Source organism: Pseudomonas sp. LB3P81, from assembly GCF_054897965.1.
This window is the reverse complement of record NZ_JBUBVG010000001.1, coordinates 1,534,102-1,549,333: the sequence shown is the minus strand read 5'-3', so window position 1 is coordinate 1,549,333 and position 15,232 is coordinate 1,534,102. Positions and strand designations below refer to the sequence as shown.

Below are 15,232 nucleotides of genomic sequence, written 5' to 3'. Positions count from 1 at the left end.
AATCGGCATGAGGACATTGCGGTATGAGTGATCGTCGAGTGGTTGTAACAGGCATGGGTCTGGTGTCGCCGCTGGGTAGTGGTGTCGAAGCGGTCTGGGCGCGTCTGTTGTCCGGACGTTCCGGTTTGCGCAATTTGCCGGACGAAGTAGTGGCCGATCTGCCGGCCAAGGTCGGTGGTGCAGTGCCGACGCTGGCCGATGACGCCGAGGCGGGTTTTGACCCGGACCGGGCAACGCCGCCCAAAGAGCAGAAGAAAATGGACCGCTTCATTTTGTTCGCCATGGAAGCGGCGCGTCAGGCGCTTGAGCAAGCCGGTTGGCAGGCGCAAACCGCTGATGCTCAGGAGCGCACGGCCACCATCATCGGTTCGGGCGTCGGCGGCTTCGGCGCGATTGCCGATGCGGTGCGCACCACGGACAGCCGTGGCCCACGGCGTTTGTCGCCATTTACCATTCCTTCTTTTCTGGTCAACCTGGCCGCAGGCCATGTGTCGATCCAGCATGGTTTCAAGGGTCCCCTGGGTGCTCCGGTAACGGCGTGTGCGGCCGGGGTTCAGGCGATTGGCGATGCGGCGCGGCTGATTCGTAGCGGCGAGGCGGATATTGCGGTGTGTGGCGGAGCGGAAGCGGCGATCGATCGCGTCAGCCTCGCCGGGTTCGCCGCTGCTCGCGCCTTGTCCAGCGGTTTCAACGACACCCCGGAACGTGCTTCGCGCCCGTTCGACAGTGATCGCGATGGCTTCGTCATGGGCGAGGGCGCAGGTCTTCTGGTGATCGAATCCCTGGAACATGCTCTGGCTCGTGGCGCGCAACCGCTGGCAGAACTGGTCGGTTACGGCACCAGTGCCGACGCCTATCACCTGACTGCGGGCCCCGAAGATGGCAGTGGTGCACGACGGGCGATGTCACTGGCGTTGGCTCAGGCGGGTATTTCTGCGGACCAGGTGCAGCATCTCAACGCTCACGCCACCTCGACACCGGTCGGCGATCTGGGGGAGCTGGCGGCGATCAAGTCGTTGTTCGGCTCAGACAACAAGATAGCGGTCACGTCAACCAAGTCGGCTACCGGGCATTTGCTCGGCGCGGCGGGCGGGATCGAGGCGATCTTCACCCTGTTGGCAATTCGAGATCAGATCGTGCCGGCCACTCTCAATTTTGATAACCCGGACCCGGCCACTCAAGGTGTGGATATCGTTCACGGCAAGGCGCGACCGATGGCTATCGAATACGCGCTGTCCAACGGCTTCGGCTTTGGCGGGGTCAACGCCAGCGTATTGTTCAAACGCTGGCAGGGTTAATCCCGGGGTTGTTTGAGAAATTCGCGTGTGACGTCGAGAATCCGCTGAGCCAGCTCGGGGCTCTCGACACTGCGCGACAGCATCAACGCCCCGGCCAGCGCGGACATAATGAAGATGCTCTGGTCGGCGGCGTCCTCGCCTTCAAGGGTTCCTTGTATTTGTTCAAGCCTCGCGTTGAGCACCACATCCGAAGTCGGACTTGGCTGGCCACGCAAGCCGAGCTCCGATGACATGGTCGGCAGCGGACACCCTTCATCGGGCGAAGTCTGGTGCCATTCGGACAAATAGGTGTCGATGAACGCTTCCAGCGGGTGTTCCTGGGCGAACAGCTCGGCGCAGACGAGGTCGCATTGATCGCCGGCAGCCTGCAGGGCTTTTTCTACCAGTTCATCCTTGGATTTGAAATGCGAGTAAAAGCCACCGTGAGTCAGGCCCAGTGCTTTCATCAGAGGTTGCAGGCCGGTCGCGCCAATACCGTCACGGCGAAATCGCGCTGAGGCTTCCTTGATGATGCGTTGATGGGTCTGGGCTTTATGGTCCTGCGTGTAACGCATCTTGAATCTCCGCAACAATGCGCCATCTTAACCAATGAAAATGGGATGGTGACTGTACTTCTACTTCTAAAAAGCATGCAGATGCGTCCAACTCCGTCATCGCGCATTGAATGAGCTGGCACGGATAGTGATTACTCATTCGCTGACGATTGTTGAACAATCAAAGGCGATGAGCATGAACAGCGGACTGTCCCTGGCCGATCACATCACATTGGAGTTGCGTGCCGACATCATTGGCGGCCGTTTGCTCCCCGGCATGGCGTTGGTGGAAAACGACCTGGTCTCGGCCTACAACGCTTCCCGCAACACTATCCGCGAAGCCTTGCATCGTCTGGGGCAGGAAGGTCTGACCCGTTATGTGCGCAATAAAGGCGTGATGGTGCGCAGGCTGGGAGCGGAGGATGTGCGTGACCTGTTCAATGTACGTCGCACCCTCGAATTGCAAGCCATCAGCGCGAGTCGGCCGCTGCGCGACTATCAGTCCGATCGGATGCTGGAAGCGCTGGAAGCCACCGAGCTGGCCCGTGAACGCGAGGACTGGCGCGCCGTCGGCACTCACAGTCTGGCGTTTCATCAACACATCGTCGGGTTGCTTCGCAGTCCGATGTTCGATGAGTTCTTCACCAATGTCGTCGCGCAACTGCGCCTGGTGTTTTGCACCGCTCCCGATGAATCGAGGTTTCAAGCGCCCTGGCTCGCGCGCGACCGGCAGATCCATGAATTGCTCGCCGAAGGCGACAAGCGCGCCGCCGAGGACGCCATGAGCCTTTATCTCGACGACTCCGAACAGTTCCTGTTGCAAATGCTTGCCCCAAACTCCCATCACTGATCGAGGATTCGTGCCATGTACAAAGACTATCCGGCGGCTTATCAAGTCAGCAAAGGCTCGGCCTTGCAGGTGGACAAGGCCTTTTACGAACGGATCCGCGACAAAAAGGACGGCCGCACGCTGATCGAACAATTCGAAGTGCCGATCCGCACCGGCCGCGCCTGGAAAGTCCCGGCCGGGCAAGTGTTTCGCGTGACCACGCCGGTCGGTCCGCAAGTAGGAGATTTCAACGTCTGGAATGCCAACGATCCGCGTGAACGTCTGTGGGCGGCGCGAACCCGGCAATTGCAGGGCGCGCACGTCAGCACACATGATCGGCTCTGGTCGAACCTGCCTTTTTTACGCCCGCTGGTGACGATCACCGATGACAGCCTGGCTGGTTACGGCATCGACGAACATGGCGGTCGCCTGCACGATTTGCTCGGCACTCGCTGCGATCCCTATGTGAACAAAATGCTCACCGGCGAAGACTTCCATCATCACTGCCACTCCAACCTGACGCGCGCCGTGCTGCCCCATGGCCTGACCGAATTCGACGTGCATGACGTGCTGAACATTTTCCAGTGCACGGGCCTCAACCACGACGACATGTACTTTATGAAAGCCTGTCCGGCGCAGAAGGGCGATTACCTGAAGTTCTTTGCCGAGATTGATGTGTTGTGTGCGCTGTCGACCTGTCCGGGCGGCGATCTGTCGCTGGCCATGTGGGGGCCGGATGCGCAGGACCCGCTCAGCGTGTGTCGCCCGTTGGGGGTGGAAATTTACAGGTTGGAGGATTCGTTGCTTGAAGGCTGGAACCAGCCGGAGCGTGCGGCCTACAAAGGGATGCATGGCTTGCACATTGCCAAGGCCGAATGGGAAAAATAACAGCGAAAAGATCGCAGCCTTCGGCAGCTCCTACAGGGTAAACAGCGTAGGAGCTGCCGAAGGCTGCGATCTTTTGATCTAGCGGTCCTGCGCATCCTTGGCGTCCGCTTCCGCATTGCGTTCAGCAACGCGTTTGCGTTGCTCTTCGGTCAGTTCAACTTTGTTGGCGGTGTCGCGCAACATCATCAAACCACCCACGATCGAGCCGATTGCAACGATCAGAATCAACCAGGCATACCAGGGCATAGGGGCTCTCCTTGAGGGCAGGCCGGTTGACGGATTTCGTCAACCGATCGTGCATACCACTTTGAGCGAATCAGTTTCGCAGTGGTTCCATTCTATGCCTGATATGACAGCAGCACGGCGACTGTTTAGAGCCCGGTCAGCATCGCATCCGCCGGCGCATCGGCACGCAGTTGCGCAGTCAGCATGAAGTACACGAAACCCGCCGCCATGAAGCCGAGGAAAATCAGCCCGATCAGCGCGTTGAACCAGGCCATTGCCACCAGGCATACCACCGCCAGCGCCAATGCAATGAACGGTACCAACGGGTAGCACGGCGCGCGGAACGTACGCTCCAGGTTTGGTTCGGTTTTACGCAGTTTGAACAGGCTGAGCATGCTCATGATGTACATCACGATTGCGCCGAACACCGCCATGGTGATCATTGCCGCCGTCAGCGTCATGCCGCCCAGGTTGATCAAGCCGTCGCTGTAGATCGCCGCGATGCCGATGACACCGCCGGCGATGATGGCCCGGTGTGGCGTCTGGAAGCGCGAGAGTTTGGCCAGCGACGCCGGCAGATAACCGGCACGGGCGAGGGCGAAGAACTGCCGCGAGTAGCCGAGAATGATTCCGTGGAAACTCGCCACCAGGCCGAACAGACCGATCCACACCAGCATGTGCAACCAGCTGGAGCTTTCGCCGACCACGGTTTTCATCGCTTGTGGCAGCGGGTCGTTGATGTTCGACAGGGTGCGCCAGTCGCCGACGCCGCCAGCAAGGAACATCACACCCATCGCCAACAACACCAGGGTCAGAATGCCGCTGATGTACGCCTTGGGGATCGTGCGTTTCGGATCCTTGGCTTCTTCGGCCGCCATGGCGGCGCCTTCGATAGCGAGGAAGAACCAGATCGCGAACGGAATCGCCGCGAACATTCCGGCAATCGCCGGTGCCCCGAATACATCAGAACCGGCCCAGCCGTTCAGCGCGAAACTGCTGAAGCTGAACGCCGGCGCCACTACGCCCATGAACACCAGCAACTCGGCGACTGCCAGGATGCAGACCACCAGCTCGAAAGTCGCCGCCAGTTTCACGCCGAGGATGTTCAGGCCCATGAACACAATGTAGGCGCCGACCGCAGCGTGTTTCGGGTCGAGAGCCGGAAACTGCACGTTCAGATACGCGCCGATCGCCAGTGCGATGGCCGGTGGGGCGAAAACGAACTCGATCAGCGTCGCCAACCCGGCGATCAATCCTCCTTTCTCGCCAAAGGCGCGGCGGCTGTAGGCAAAGGGACCGCCCGCGTGGGGAATGGCGGTGGTCAGCTCGGTGAAACTGAAGATGAAGCAGGTGTACATGGTGGCGACCATGAAGGAGGTCACCAGAAAACCGAGTGTCCCGGCCACGCCCCAGCCGTAACTCCAGCCGAAATACTCACCGGAAATGACTAGCCCGACCGCGATACCCCACAGGTGCAGTGTGCCCAGCGTGGGTTTGAGTTGTGTGTTCATCGTTTGCTCCCTGAACGGTTTGGAAAGCTCGGGGGAGGGCGTGTGCAGTGGGCGTGCCAGTGTTGTGATGGCCGTCGTAAAGCGTAAAAAGGTGTCGTATCGGGGATGTTCGCTGCTGGATACACGCCTTTTGGTGCGCCAGTTGGGGGCAGTGTTGTCTGTTATGCCGCCTTCGCGAGCAAGCCCGCTCCCACAGTTGATCGGCATTGAATACGAATTCTATGTCCGCTGTAGATCAAAGGTGGGGGCGGGCTTGCTCGCGAAGAGGCCCGAACAAACGCCGCATAACTTGGCTGTAAAAAAGCCATAAACCCACTCTTTACGCTTTCTTTATGTCCCGCCACACCCCTCGCTCTCGTTCCTTTACAGCTTTCCTTCCGACAATGACGCCACACGCGGCAATACGCCGTAACACGGAGAACTTCCATGAGCGTTCTGGATGGGGTGTCACTGCTGCTGGCAGTGGGGCTGTTCATTTATCTGTTGGTTGCGCTGTTGCGCGCGGACCGGAACTAGGAGCAGTTATGCACAGTTATGACTATTGGCTGATCCTGGCCTTCTTCGCCCTGGTGCTGATCCCGGCACCGTTTCTCGGGCGGTTCTACTACAAGGTCATGGAAGGCCGGCGCACCTGGCTGACACCGATCCTGGGACCTGTGGAGCGTGGCTGTTATCGGGTGGCCGGCGTTGATCCGCAGGCCGAACAGAGCTGGCAGAAATACACCCTGGCTTTGCTGGCATTCAACCTGGCGGGCTTCCTGCTGTTGTTCGTGATTCTGTTGTTCCAGGACCATCTGCCGCTGAATCCGCAAAACCTGCCGGGTCAGGAGTGGACGCTGGCCTTTAACACGGCCATCAGTTTCGTGACCAACACCAACTGGCAAGCCTACAGCGGTGAAGCATCGCTGAGCTACCTGAGTCAGATGGCCGGCCTCACCGTGCAGAACTTCGTCAGCGCCGCCACTGGCCTCGCTGTGCTGGTTGCGCTGTGCCGCGGTATCGGTCGCAAATCGACCAAAACCCTGGGCAACTTCTGGGTCGACATGACCCGCGCCACCCTCTACGGCCTGCTGCCGCTGTGCCTGCTGCTGGCGCTGTATCTGGTCTGGCAGGGCGTGCCACAAACCTTCGCGCAATACGTGAATGCCGTGACCATGCAAGGCGTCGATCAGGTGATCCCGCTCGGCCCGGCCGCCAGCCAGATTGCGATCAAGCAATTGGGCACCAACGGTGGTGGCTTCTTCGGCGTCAACTCGGCGCACCCGTTCGAGAACCCGACGGCGTGGACCAACCTGTTCGAGTTGGCTTCGATCATCCTGATCCCGGTCGCGCTGGTGTTCACCTTCGGCCACTACGTGAAGGACCTGCGTCAGAGCCGCGCGATCATTGCCTGCATGTTCGCACTGTTCCTGATCGGCGGCGCCACCTCGCTATGGGCTGAATACCAGCCGAACCCTGCCCTGAACAACGTCGCCGTCGAACAGACCGCACCGCTGGAAGGCAAGGAAGCGCGTTTCGGCACCACGGCCACGGTGTTGTGGTCGGTGGCTACTACCGCAGCCTCCAACGGTTCGGTCAACGCCATGCACGACAGCCTCAACCCGCTGACCGGCATGGTCGGGATGGTCAATATGATGGTCGGCGAAGTGATCTTCGGCGGCGTCGGCGCCGGGCTCTACGGCATGTTGCTCAACGTGTTGATCGCGGTGTTCCTCGCCGGCCTGATGATCGGTCGCACGCCGGAATACCTCGGCAAGAAACTGCAAGCCAAGGAAGTGCAACTGCTGGTAGTGACCTTGCTGGTGATGCCGGTCGGCGTGCTGGTGCTCGGTGCAATCGCCGCGAGCCTGCCAGGCCCGGTGGCCTCGGTGAGTAACCCTGGCGCCCATGGTTTCAGCCAATTGCTCTACAACTACACCTCCGCCAGCGCCAACAACGGTTCTGCATTCGGTGGCTTCAGCTCCAACACCGCGTTCCACAACCTGATGCTCGGTCTTGGCATGTTGATCGGTCGCTTCGGTTACATCCTCCCGGTACTGGCTCTGGCCGGCAGCCTGGCGATGAAGAAAACCGCACCGATTGGCCAGAACAGCTTCCCGACCCACGGTCCGTTGTTCGTGACGTTGCTGACCGTGACCATTTTGCTGGTGGGTGGTTTGACCTTCCTGCCGACATTGGCGCTGGGTCCGATTGCTGAACACTTGAGCATGGGCTTCTGAGGACTATTTGATGAATATGCCCGTAACTAAAGTCGCCACCGTCAAGGCGCCGGAACAACCGAAAACCGCGATCTCGGCCCTGTGGCGCCCGGCGCTGGTGCAAGCCTTCGTCAAGCTCGACCCACGGCAATTGCAGCGTGCGCCGGTGATGCTGGTGGTCGAACTGACCGCGGTCCTGACCACCGTGCTGTGCTTCATTCCCGACAGCGCCGTGCCAACCTTCGTCGCCGCGCAAATCGCGCTGTGGCTGTGGTTCACCGTGCTCTTCGCCAACTTCGCCGAAGCCTTGGCCGAAGGTCGCGGCAAGGCCCGCGCCGACAGCCTCAAGGCCGGTAGCGAAGGCTTGAGCGCCCGGCGCAAAACCAGTAGCGGCACCTTTCAAGTGGTGCCGGCCACCAGCCTGCGCAAGGGCGATGTGGTGCGCGTCGAAGCCGGGGAAATGATCCCCGGTGACGGCGAAGTGATCGAAGGCATCGCGGCGGTCAACGAAGCAGCGATTACCGGTGAATCCGCGCCGGTGATCCGCGAATCCGGCGGCGACCGTTCGGCCGTCACCGGCAACACCCGACTGGTCTCCGACTGGCTGCTGGTACGCATCACCGCCAACCCCGGTGAGTCGACCCTGGACCGCATGATCGCGTTGGTCGAAGGCGCCAAACGCCAGAAAACCCCGAACGAAGTGGCGCTCGACATCCTGCTGATCGGTCTGACGCTGATCTTCCTGCTGGTGGTCGTCACCCTGCAACCGTTCGCCCACTTCGCCAACGGCAGCCTGCCGCTGGTGTTCCTGGTGGCGCTATTGGTCACGCTGATTCCGACCACCATCGGCGGTTTGCTCTCGGCCATCGGTATCGCCGGTATGGACCGTCTGGTGCGCCTGAACGTGATCGCCAAATCCGGCCGTGCCGTGGAAGCGGCGGGGGACGTACATGTCCTGTTGCTGGACAAGACCGGTACCATCACTTTTGGTAACCGTCGCTGCACCGCGGTGTATACCGCGCCAGGCGTGACCGTCAAGGAACTGGCCGAAGGCGCGCTGCTCGCCTCGCTGGCCGACGACACGGCGGAAGGCAAGTCCATCGTCGAGTACTTGCGCGGAATTCACCCTCAGCCTGAGCCATCCGCCGAGCTGCTGACTGCCGTACCGTTCAGTGCCGAGACTCGTCTGTCCGGTGTCGACTATCAGGGCCGTATTTATCGCAAGGGCGCAGTGGATTCGTTGTTGGCGTTCGTCGGCCTGAAGCGCGCTGATCTCGCACTCACCCTGTCCCGTGAAATCGACAAGATTGCCCAAAGCGGCGGCACGCCGTTGCTGGTCTGCGCCGACGGCAAATTGCTCGGTGCGATTCACCTCAAGGATGTGGTCAAGCCCGGCATCCGCGAGCGTTTCGCCGAGCTGCGCAAGTTGGGCATCCGCACCGTCATGGTGACCGGCGACAACCCGCTGACCGCAGCAGCCATTGCGGCCGAAGCGGGCGTCGACGACGTGCTGGCCGAAGCCACGCCGGAGAAAAAACTGGCGCGTATTCGTCACGAGCAGAACGACGGTCGTCTGGTCGCGATGTGCGGCGACGGTGCCAACGACGCCCCGGCCCTGGCCCAGGCAGACGTCGGCATGGCGATGAACGACGGCACCCAGGCGGCGCGCGAGGCGGCGAACATGGTCGACCTCGACAGCGATCCGACCAAGTTGCTGGACGTGGTGCAGATCGGCAAGGAATTGCTGGTGACCCGTGGTGCGTTGACGACCTTTTCCATCGCCAACGACGTGGCCAAATACTTCGCGATCCTGCCAGCGCTGTTCGCCTCGATCTACCCGCAACTGGGTGTGCTCAACGTGATGCATTTGAGCAGTCCGCAGAGTGCGATTCTGTCGGCGATCGTGTTCAACGCCTTGATCATTGTGGTGCTGATTCCACTGGCCTTGCGCGGCGTGCGGGTGCAGGCGGCGAATGCGGCAGCGTTGCTGCGTCGCAATCTGCTGATCTATGGATTGGGCGGGATTCTGGTGCCGTTCGTGGGCATCAAGGCGATCGACATGCTGTTGACGGCGTTGCATCTGGTTTGATTGTTGATGGGCGGGTGGAGGCTGCTTTTGTGGCGAGGGAGCTTGCTCCCGCTGGGCTGCGAAGCAGCCCCACCCTGGGCACTGTGTTTATTCAGGCACACCGCATTGACCGGTTTACGACTGCTGCGCAGCCGAGCGGGAGCAAGCTCCCTCGCCACGGGTTATGTGTGTGCCTCTCACTGATTCGAGGATTTTGAAATGTCCACAATGATACGTCCGGCCCTGAGCCTGCTGGTCCTGATGACCCTGATCACCGGCGTCGCTTACCCCCTGGTGGTCACCGGTGTCGCCCAGGTCGCGTTCCCGGATCAAGCCAACGGCAGCCTCGTACATGACGCCGACGGTAAGGTCCGTGGATCGTCGCTGATTGCCCAGGATTTCGTCGGTGATGCCTGGTTCCATCCACGGCCATCCGCCGGTGCTTTCGCCACGGTGTCGAGCAGTGCCAGTAACCTTTCGCCGAGCAACCCTGCGCTGGCCACTCGGGTGATCGACGATGCCAATAAACTGCTGGTGCCAGGTCAGGGCCCAGTGCCATTGGCGATGGTCACCACCTCCGGCAGTGGCCTCGATCCGCACTTGCCACCGGCCGCGATTGCCTATCAACTGGCGCGTGTTGCGGCGGCGCGTAATCTGCCTGTGGCGACGCTCCAGAATCTGCTGACTGCGCACATCGAGCAACCGCTCGTTGGGCCGCCGGTGGTGAATGTGCTGAAGTTGAATGCCGCGCTGGAAAAGCTGTAAATCAAAAGATCGCAGCCTGCGGCAGCTCCTACGGGGATCGCGGTGCTGACTCGGCCAAATGTAGGAGCTGGCGAAGCCTGCGATCTTTTAAGGCAACACCCCCCATTTAAAGTCGAACAAGGCAATGACAGATGAGTGACTCCGGCCGCGCCGACGCGCTGTTAGCAGACCTGCCCCGCGACGGCCGTGGCCGGCTCAAGGTTTTCCTCGGCGCCGCACCCGGTGTCGGCAAGACCTACGCCATGCTGCAAGCTGCCCACACCCAACTGCGTCAAGGCGTGAAGCTCATCGCCGGCGTAGTCGAGACCCATGGTCGCGCCGAGACCGAGGCGCTGCTCGGCGGCTTGCCGCAACAACCCCTGGTGCGCTCGGAATACCGTGGCGTGATCCTCGAAGAAATGGACCTCGACGGCGTACTCGCCGCCAAACCGAAACTGGTGCTGGTGGACGAACTGGCCCACACCAACGCACCGGGCAGTCGTCACGCCAAACGTTGGCAAGACATTCAGGAATTGCTCGCCGCCGGCATTGATGTGTACACCACGGTCAATGTCCAGCACCTGGAGAGCCTCAATGATCAGGTGCGCGGTATCACCGGCGTGCAGGTCCGCGAAACCCTGCCGGACTGGGTACTGCAAGAAGCCTACGAATTGATGTTGGTCGACTTGCCCCCACGCGAGCTGCTTGAGCGACTGCGTGACGGCAAGGTCTATGTGCCGGAGCAGGCGCGGGCGGCCATCGATGCGTACTTCTCCCAGACAAACCTTACCGCCTTGCGTGAGCTGGCGATGCAAACCGCTGCGGCTCAGGTCGATAACGATCTGGCCCAGGGTTATCGTCAACTCGGTCAGTCCGCACCCGCCGTGCGCGGTCGGCTGCTGGTCGGCGTCGATGGCGATGCTCAGGCCGAACGTCTGGTGCGTCACGCCAGCCGCGTTGCCCAGCGTCGGCATTTACCGTGGAGTTTGGTGCACGTGGACAATGGCAGCGTGCGCGACGAGCAATCGCGTTTGCGCCTGCAAAGTGCCCAGCAACTGGCCGAACGCCTCGGCGGCGAAGTGGTGTTGCTGCGGGCCGGCGAGGTGGCGAAAACCCTGATTCAGCATGCCGCCGAACGCCGCGCCAGTCTGGTGTTGGTCGGCCAGTCCCGGCAGCGATTGCGCCGTCGGCTGTTTGGTGGCGGCTTGGCGGCGCGTTTGTTGCGCCATGCGCGCGGGCTGGAAATCAACGTCATCGACAGCGATCACGAACAGGATCAACCACGACAACGTCCGGTTCATTCGCTGGTGTGGTTCGACTATGCACTGGCGCTGGTCGCGACCGTGATCGCCAGTGCCATGGCCTGGGCGGTGGCGAGTGTCTTGCCGCTGCCGAATATTTCGCTGGTGTTCCTCGCCGCCGTGTTGCTGGTGGCGGTGCGCAGCAGCCTCGGCCCGGCGCTGGCCTGTGCCGCGCTGTCGTTTCTGACCTACGACTTTCTGTTCATCCCGCCGACTTTCTCCTTCCGCATCCAGCGCGAAGAAGATGTGCTGACCTTGCTGTTTTTCCTACTGATGGCGGCGCTCACCGGCAACCTCGCGGCCCGCCAGCGCCGGCAATTGCAGGCGCTGCGCGACACCCAGGAAGAGACCACCGAACTGCTCGACCTGTCGCGCAAACTCACCGCTGCCACCGACCGCCAAGCCGTGGTCAACGCCGGGGCCCAGCACCTCGGCGGCTGGAGCGATCTGCAACTGTGCCTGCTCAATCGCGACGGCCAGAATGGCTGGAAGATCGAAACCGGTGGCCCGCTGGAGTTTACCGAAACCGAGCGTGCAGCCGCCGATTGGGCCTGGCAACACGATCAACCGGCGGGCGCGGGCACCGGCACGCTGCCGTTCGGGCGTTGGTGGTGGTGGCCGCTGTCCGTGGAAGACGGGCCGCTGGCGCTGCTAGGCGTCTGTGCCAAGGAGGGGCAGACCTTGAGCGGACAACGTCGGCGTCTGCTGACCGCGCTGAGTCAGCCGCTGGCCCAGGCCCTGGCTCGCGCGCAACTGGCCGAAGACCTGGAAGCCGCGCGACTGCACGGCGAAACCGAGCAACTGCGCAGTGCCTTGCTGGCCTCGGTGTCCCACGATTTGCGCACGCCGCTGACGTCCATGCGCGGCAGCATCGACAGCCTGTTGGCCCTCGGCGAAGCCATTCCGCTGGAGGATCGCCGCGAACTGCTTGAAGGTACGCGCGATGAGGCCGAGCGCCTTGATCGCTACATTCAAAACCTGCTGGACATGACCCGCCTCGGTCACGGCGCACTGAAACTGGCACGGGACTGGGTGTCACCGGCGGACATCGTTGGCAGTTCGCTCAATCGCCTGCGCGCGGTGCTGGCGCCGTTGCAGGTCAGCACCGACGTGCCTCCGGAGCTGCCACTGCTCTACGTTCACGCCGCGCTGATCGAACAGGCGCTGGTCAACGTGCTGGAAAACGCCGCGCGGTTCTCACCGGTTCATGGGCGTTTGCAATTGCGCGCCGGAGTGGGTGAAAACGAGCTGTTCTTCTCGGTGAGCGATGAAGGACCGGGGATTCCCATCGATGAGCGGGCGAAGATTTTCGACATGTTCTACACCGCCGCGCGCGGTGATCGTGGTGGGCAGGGCACCGGGCTGGGGCTGGCGATCTGTCAGGGCATGGTCGGTGCACACGGTGGACGAATCAGCGTCGGCGACGGTATTGAAGGGCGTGGCACTTGCATCACACTTCACCTGCCATTGCAGGAACAGCCTGCGTTTGAAAGTGAGCGCTGACAGTGAAGCCTGATACCCTTTGGATCTCTCCATGCCACGATCAGAAACCATGAGCCAGACCGCGACCATTTTGGTCATCGACGACGAACCGCAGATCCGCAAATTCCTGCGCATCAGCCTCGCTTCCCAGGGCTACAAAGTGCTGGAGGCCGGCACCGGAACCGAAGGTCTGGCGCAAGCCGCGCTGAACAAACCCGATTTGCTGGTGCTCGACCTCGGTCTGCCGGACATGGACGGCCAGCAAGTGCTGCGCGAGTTTCGTGAATGGTCGACGGTGCCGGTGCTGGTGCTGTCGGTGCGTGCCGGCGAAGGGCAGAAAGTCGAAGCGCTGGATGGCGGTGCGAATGACTACGTGACCAAGCCGTTCGGCATTCAGGAATTTCTGGCGCGGGTGCGTGCCTTGTTGCGTCAGGCTCCGGTGGGCGAGGCGCAGCAGGCGGCGTTGACGTTTGGTCCGCTGACCGTTGACCTGGCCTATCGCCGAGTGCTGCTCGACGGCGTCGAAGTGGCGTTGACCCGCAAGGAGTACGCGGTGCTGGCGCAATTGGCGCGGCATCCGGGGCGGGTCATCACCCAGCAGCAATTGCTCAAGGACATCTGGGGGCCGACCCATACCGAAGACAGTCATTATTTGCGGATTGTGGTGGGGCATTTGCGGCAGAAGCTGGCGGATGATCCGACGCAGCCGCGGTTTATCGTGACCGAGGCGGGGGTGGGGTATCGGTTGTTGAGTGAGGGTGGTCTTTAATTCTGAGTTGGCTGATCTGACGCCTTCGTCGGAACGCCGCCCGGAGCAAGCCCGCTCCCACAGGGATACGCATTCGAATGTGGGAGCGGGCTTGCTCCGGGCGGCGTTCCGACGAAGGGGCCAGATCATTCACCCGAGAACCTCAGGAATCCCGCTCATTCTCATACCGATCCAAGGTATCCCGCGCAATCTCGCGCCCCAGCGCGATCAACTCCGGCGCCTTGTAAAACTCGAAAAACCGGCACACCCGCTTCGGCACGTTGATCAGGATATCCGGTGGATAACCAGCAATCTTGTACTGCGCCAACGACGTCTGCATCACCTCGAAACTCTGGTTGATCAAGTCCAGCAAGGACGCCGGCCCCACGTTGTCGATGATGAACGAACCCGTGGCGGACTTCGGCGCGCCATCGCGTTCCGGAGCGGCCGCCGGTTGCTGGGCTTCGGGTTCGGCGGATTCGATCCAGGGGTTGATCTCGGCCGCCTCGGCCATCAACGCTTCCTTTTCCAGCAGCAGCAATTGTTCCGCCTGTTTGCGGCGGAACGGCATCTTCGAACCCAGCGAGCTGATCAGGCTGTCGAACCGGGTCTTGAACGCGGCCGGGCGCTGGATCACCGGCAGTTGATAGTGGCGCTGGTTGGTGGAGTTGAGGTTGACCGCGATGATCAGGTCGCAATGGCTCGACACCACCGGCACGATCGGCAAAGGGTTGAGGATGCCGCCGTCTACCAGCATGCGATTGCCCTGCATCACCGGTGTGAACAGGCTGGGAATCGCCGCCGAGGCGCGCATCGCCTGGTGCAGGCAACCTTCCTGAAACCATATTTCCTGCTGGTTGGTCAGGTCGGTGGCCACCGCCGTGTAGGGGATGCGCAGGTCTTCGATATTGATCTCGCCGACGATCTTGCGGATCTGCCCGAAGACCTTCTCCCCGCGTATTGCGCCCAGTCGAAAACTGACGTCCACCAGACGCAACACGTCGAGGTAATCCAGGCTCTCGATCCAGTTGCGGTATTCATCCAGTTTGCCGGCGGCATAAATTCCGCCGACCACCGCTCCCATCGAACAACCGGCGATGCAGGCGATGTCGTAGCCACGCCGCTCGATCTCTTCAATGACACCGATATGGGCATAGCCCCGGGCTCCACCGGAACCCAGCACCAGTGCGACGCGCTTTTTCATGAATCGCCCTCGTCTGACAAGGTTCAACAATGCACCCATCGAGGGGCGCGCTTCAATCGCTAAGGTCGCTTGGCAGGGTGAAGGCGTCGTTTTTTCGACACTCCATGGCGGCAGCTGGTTATTCTCGCCAGCGCTATAGTTTCCGCGGCGGGAGCAAGGCACTTTTCACGTGCCTGACCGTCTTACCTGCACGACTGTTTACC

Annotated in this window: 13 protein-coding genes; 9 read left to right on the top strand and 4 right to left on the bottom strand. The window is 61.4% G+C overall.

Annotation, left to right across the window (positions count from 1 at the left end):
- Positions 1–23: 23 nt before the first annotated feature.
- A complete protein-coding gene (fabF, locus tag ACYZTL_RS07120) occupies positions 24–1,298 on the top strand; it encodes a beta-ketoacyl-ACP synthase II (RefSeq protein ID WP_461951175.1) in 1,275 nt (424 codons plus the stop codon).
- On the opposite strand, the gene ACYZTL_RS07115 is transcribed toward fabF, so the two are convergent.
- On the bottom strand, positions 1,295–1,852 hold the full coding sequence (locus tag ACYZTL_RS07115; RefSeq protein ID WP_461951174.1) for a TetR/AcrR family transcriptional regulator: 558 nt from the start codon (positions 1,850–1,852) through the stop codon (positions 1,295–1,297). The two genes, fabF and ACYZTL_RS07115, sit on opposite strands and share 4 nt — an antisense overlap.
- 175 nt (positions 1,853–2,027) lie before the next feature.
- Here ACYZTL_RS07115 and ACYZTL_RS07110 point away from each other — a divergent pair, with 175 nt between their 5' ends.
- Together ACYZTL_RS07110 and ACYZTL_RS07105 are read left to right on the top strand one after the other, a co-directional pair.
- Positions 2,028–2,681 (top strand): GntR family transcriptional regulator, encoded by a 654-nt coding sequence (locus ACYZTL_RS07110; RefSeq protein ID WP_461951173.1) that lies wholly within the window; start codon positions 2,028–2,030, stop codon positions 2,679–2,681.
- A 15-nt stretch (positions 2,682–2,696) separates the two neighbouring features.
- On the top strand, positions 2,697–3,548 hold the full coding sequence (locus ACYZTL_RS07105) for an urea carboxylase-associated family protein (protein ID WP_461951172.1): 852 nt from the start codon (positions 2,697–2,699) through the stop codon (positions 3,546–3,548).
- A 78-nt stretch (positions 3,549–3,626) separates the two neighbouring features.
- Here the strand turns inward: ACYZTL_RS07105 and ACYZTL_RS07100 are convergent, their stop codons facing one another.
- Both ACYZTL_RS07100 and eat read right to left on the bottom strand, forming a co-directional pair.
- On the bottom strand, positions 3,627–3,794 hold the full coding sequence (locus ACYZTL_RS07100) for a DUF2897 family protein (protein WP_008006000.1): 168 nt from the start codon (positions 3,792–3,794) through the stop codon (positions 3,627–3,629).
- A 125-nt stretch (positions 3,795–3,919) separates the two neighbouring features.
- Entirely contained in the window at positions 3,920–5,284 is a 1,365-nt protein-coding gene (eat, locus tag ACYZTL_RS07095; RefSeq protein WP_461951171.1) for an ethanolamine permease, read from the bottom strand.
- 426 nt (positions 5,285–5,710) lie between these two features.
- Here eat and kdpF point away from each other — a divergent pair, with 426 nt between their 5' ends.
- The 6 genes from kdpF to ACYZTL_RS07065 all read left to right on the top strand — a co-directional run bounded on the left by kdpF (position 5,711) and on the right by ACYZTL_RS07065 (position 13,846).
- Positions 5,711–5,800 carry a K(+)-transporting ATPase subunit F gene (gene kdpF / locus ACYZTL_RS07090; RefSeq protein WP_007899818.1) on the top strand — a complete coding sequence of 30 codons (90 nt, stop codon included), beginning with the start codon at positions 5,711–5,713 and terminating at the stop codon, positions 5,798–5,800.
- Positions 5,801–5,808: 8 nt separating this feature from the next.
- Positions 5,809–7,503, top strand: coding sequence for a potassium-transporting ATPase subunit KdpA (kdpA, locus tag ACYZTL_RS07085; protein ID WP_461951170.1), 1,695 nt, complete (start codon positions 5,809–5,811; stop codon positions 7,501–7,503).
- A gap of 10 nt (positions 7,504–7,513) precedes the next feature.
- Entirely contained in the window at positions 7,514–9,571 is a 2,058-nt protein-coding gene (gene kdpB / locus ACYZTL_RS07080) for a potassium-transporting ATPase subunit KdpB (RefSeq protein WP_461951169.1), read from the top strand.
- 198 nt (positions 9,572–9,769) lie between these two features.
- Positions 9,770–10,315 (top strand): potassium-transporting ATPase subunit KdpC, encoded by a 546-nt coding sequence (kdpC, locus tag ACYZTL_RS07075; RefSeq protein ID WP_461951168.1) that lies wholly within the window; start codon positions 9,770–9,772, stop codon positions 10,313–10,315.
- A gap of 131 nt (positions 10,316–10,446) precedes the next feature.
- Positions 10,447–13,098, top strand: a complete 2,652-nt coding sequence (locus ACYZTL_RS07070) for a DUF4118 domain-containing protein (protein WP_461951167.1) — start codon at positions 10,447–10,449, stop codon at positions 13,096–13,098.
- Between the two features lie 49 nt (positions 13,099–13,147).
- Entirely contained in the window at positions 13,148–13,846 is a 699-nt protein-coding gene (locus ACYZTL_RS07065) for a response regulator (RefSeq protein ID WP_461954280.1), read from the top strand.
- A 142-nt stretch (positions 13,847–13,988) separates the two neighbouring features.
- Here ACYZTL_RS07065 and ACYZTL_RS07060 read toward each other — a convergent pair whose 3' ends face one another.
- A complete protein-coding gene (locus tag ACYZTL_RS07060) occupies positions 13,989–15,029 on the bottom strand; it encodes a patatin-like phospholipase family protein (protein ID WP_461951166.1) in 1,041 nt (346 codons plus the stop codon).
- Between the last annotated feature and the right edge of the window lie 203 nt (positions 15,030–15,232).

Excerpts from the sequence above, each read along its gene's own strand:
- fabF (WP_461951175.1), top strand. The coding sequence starts at position 24 with ATGAGTGATCGTCGAGTGGTTGTAACAGGCATGGGTCTGGTGTCGCCG.
- ACYZTL_RS07115 (WP_461951174.1), bottom strand. The coding sequence starts at position 1,852 with ATGCGTTACACGCAGGACCATAAAGCCCAGACCCATCAACGCATCATC.
- ACYZTL_RS07110 (WP_461951173.1), top strand. The coding sequence starts at position 2,028 with ATGAACAGCGGACTGTCCCTGGCCGATCACATCACATTGGAGTTGCGT.
- ACYZTL_RS07105 (WP_461951172.1), top strand. The coding sequence starts at position 2,697 with ATGTACAAAGACTATCCGGCGGCTTATCAAGTCAGCAAAGGCTCGGCC.
- ACYZTL_RS07100 (WP_008006000.1), bottom strand. The coding sequence starts at position 3,794 with ATGCCCTGGTATGCCTGGTTGATTCTGATCGTTGCAATCGGCTCGATC.
- eat (WP_461951171.1), bottom strand. The coding sequence starts at position 5,284 with ATGAACACACAACTCAAACCCACGCTGGGCACACTGCACCTGTGGGGT.
- kdpF (WP_007899818.1), top strand. The coding sequence starts at position 5,711 with ATGAGCGTTCTGGATGGGGTGTCACTGCTGCTGGCAGTGGGGCTGTTC.
- kdpA (WP_461951170.1), top strand. The coding sequence starts at position 5,809 with ATGCACAGTTATGACTATTGGCTGATCCTGGCCTTCTTCGCCCTGGTG.
- kdpB (WP_461951169.1), top strand. The coding sequence starts at position 7,514 with ATGAATATGCCCGTAACTAAAGTCGCCACCGTCAAGGCGCCGGAACAA.
- kdpC (WP_461951168.1), top strand. The coding sequence starts at position 9,770 with ATGTCCACAATGATACGTCCGGCCCTGAGCCTGCTGGTCCTGATGACC.
- ACYZTL_RS07070 (WP_461951167.1), top strand. The coding sequence starts at position 10,447 with ATGAGTGACTCCGGCCGCGCCGACGCGCTGTTAGCAGACCTGCCCCGC.
- ACYZTL_RS07065 (WP_461954280.1), top strand. The coding sequence starts at position 13,148 with ATGAGCCAGACCGCGACCATTTTGGTCATCGACGACGAACCGCAGATC.
- ACYZTL_RS07060 (WP_461951166.1), bottom strand. The coding sequence starts at position 15,029 with ATGAAAAAGCGCGTCGCACTGGTGCTGGGTTCCGGTGGAGCCCGGGGC.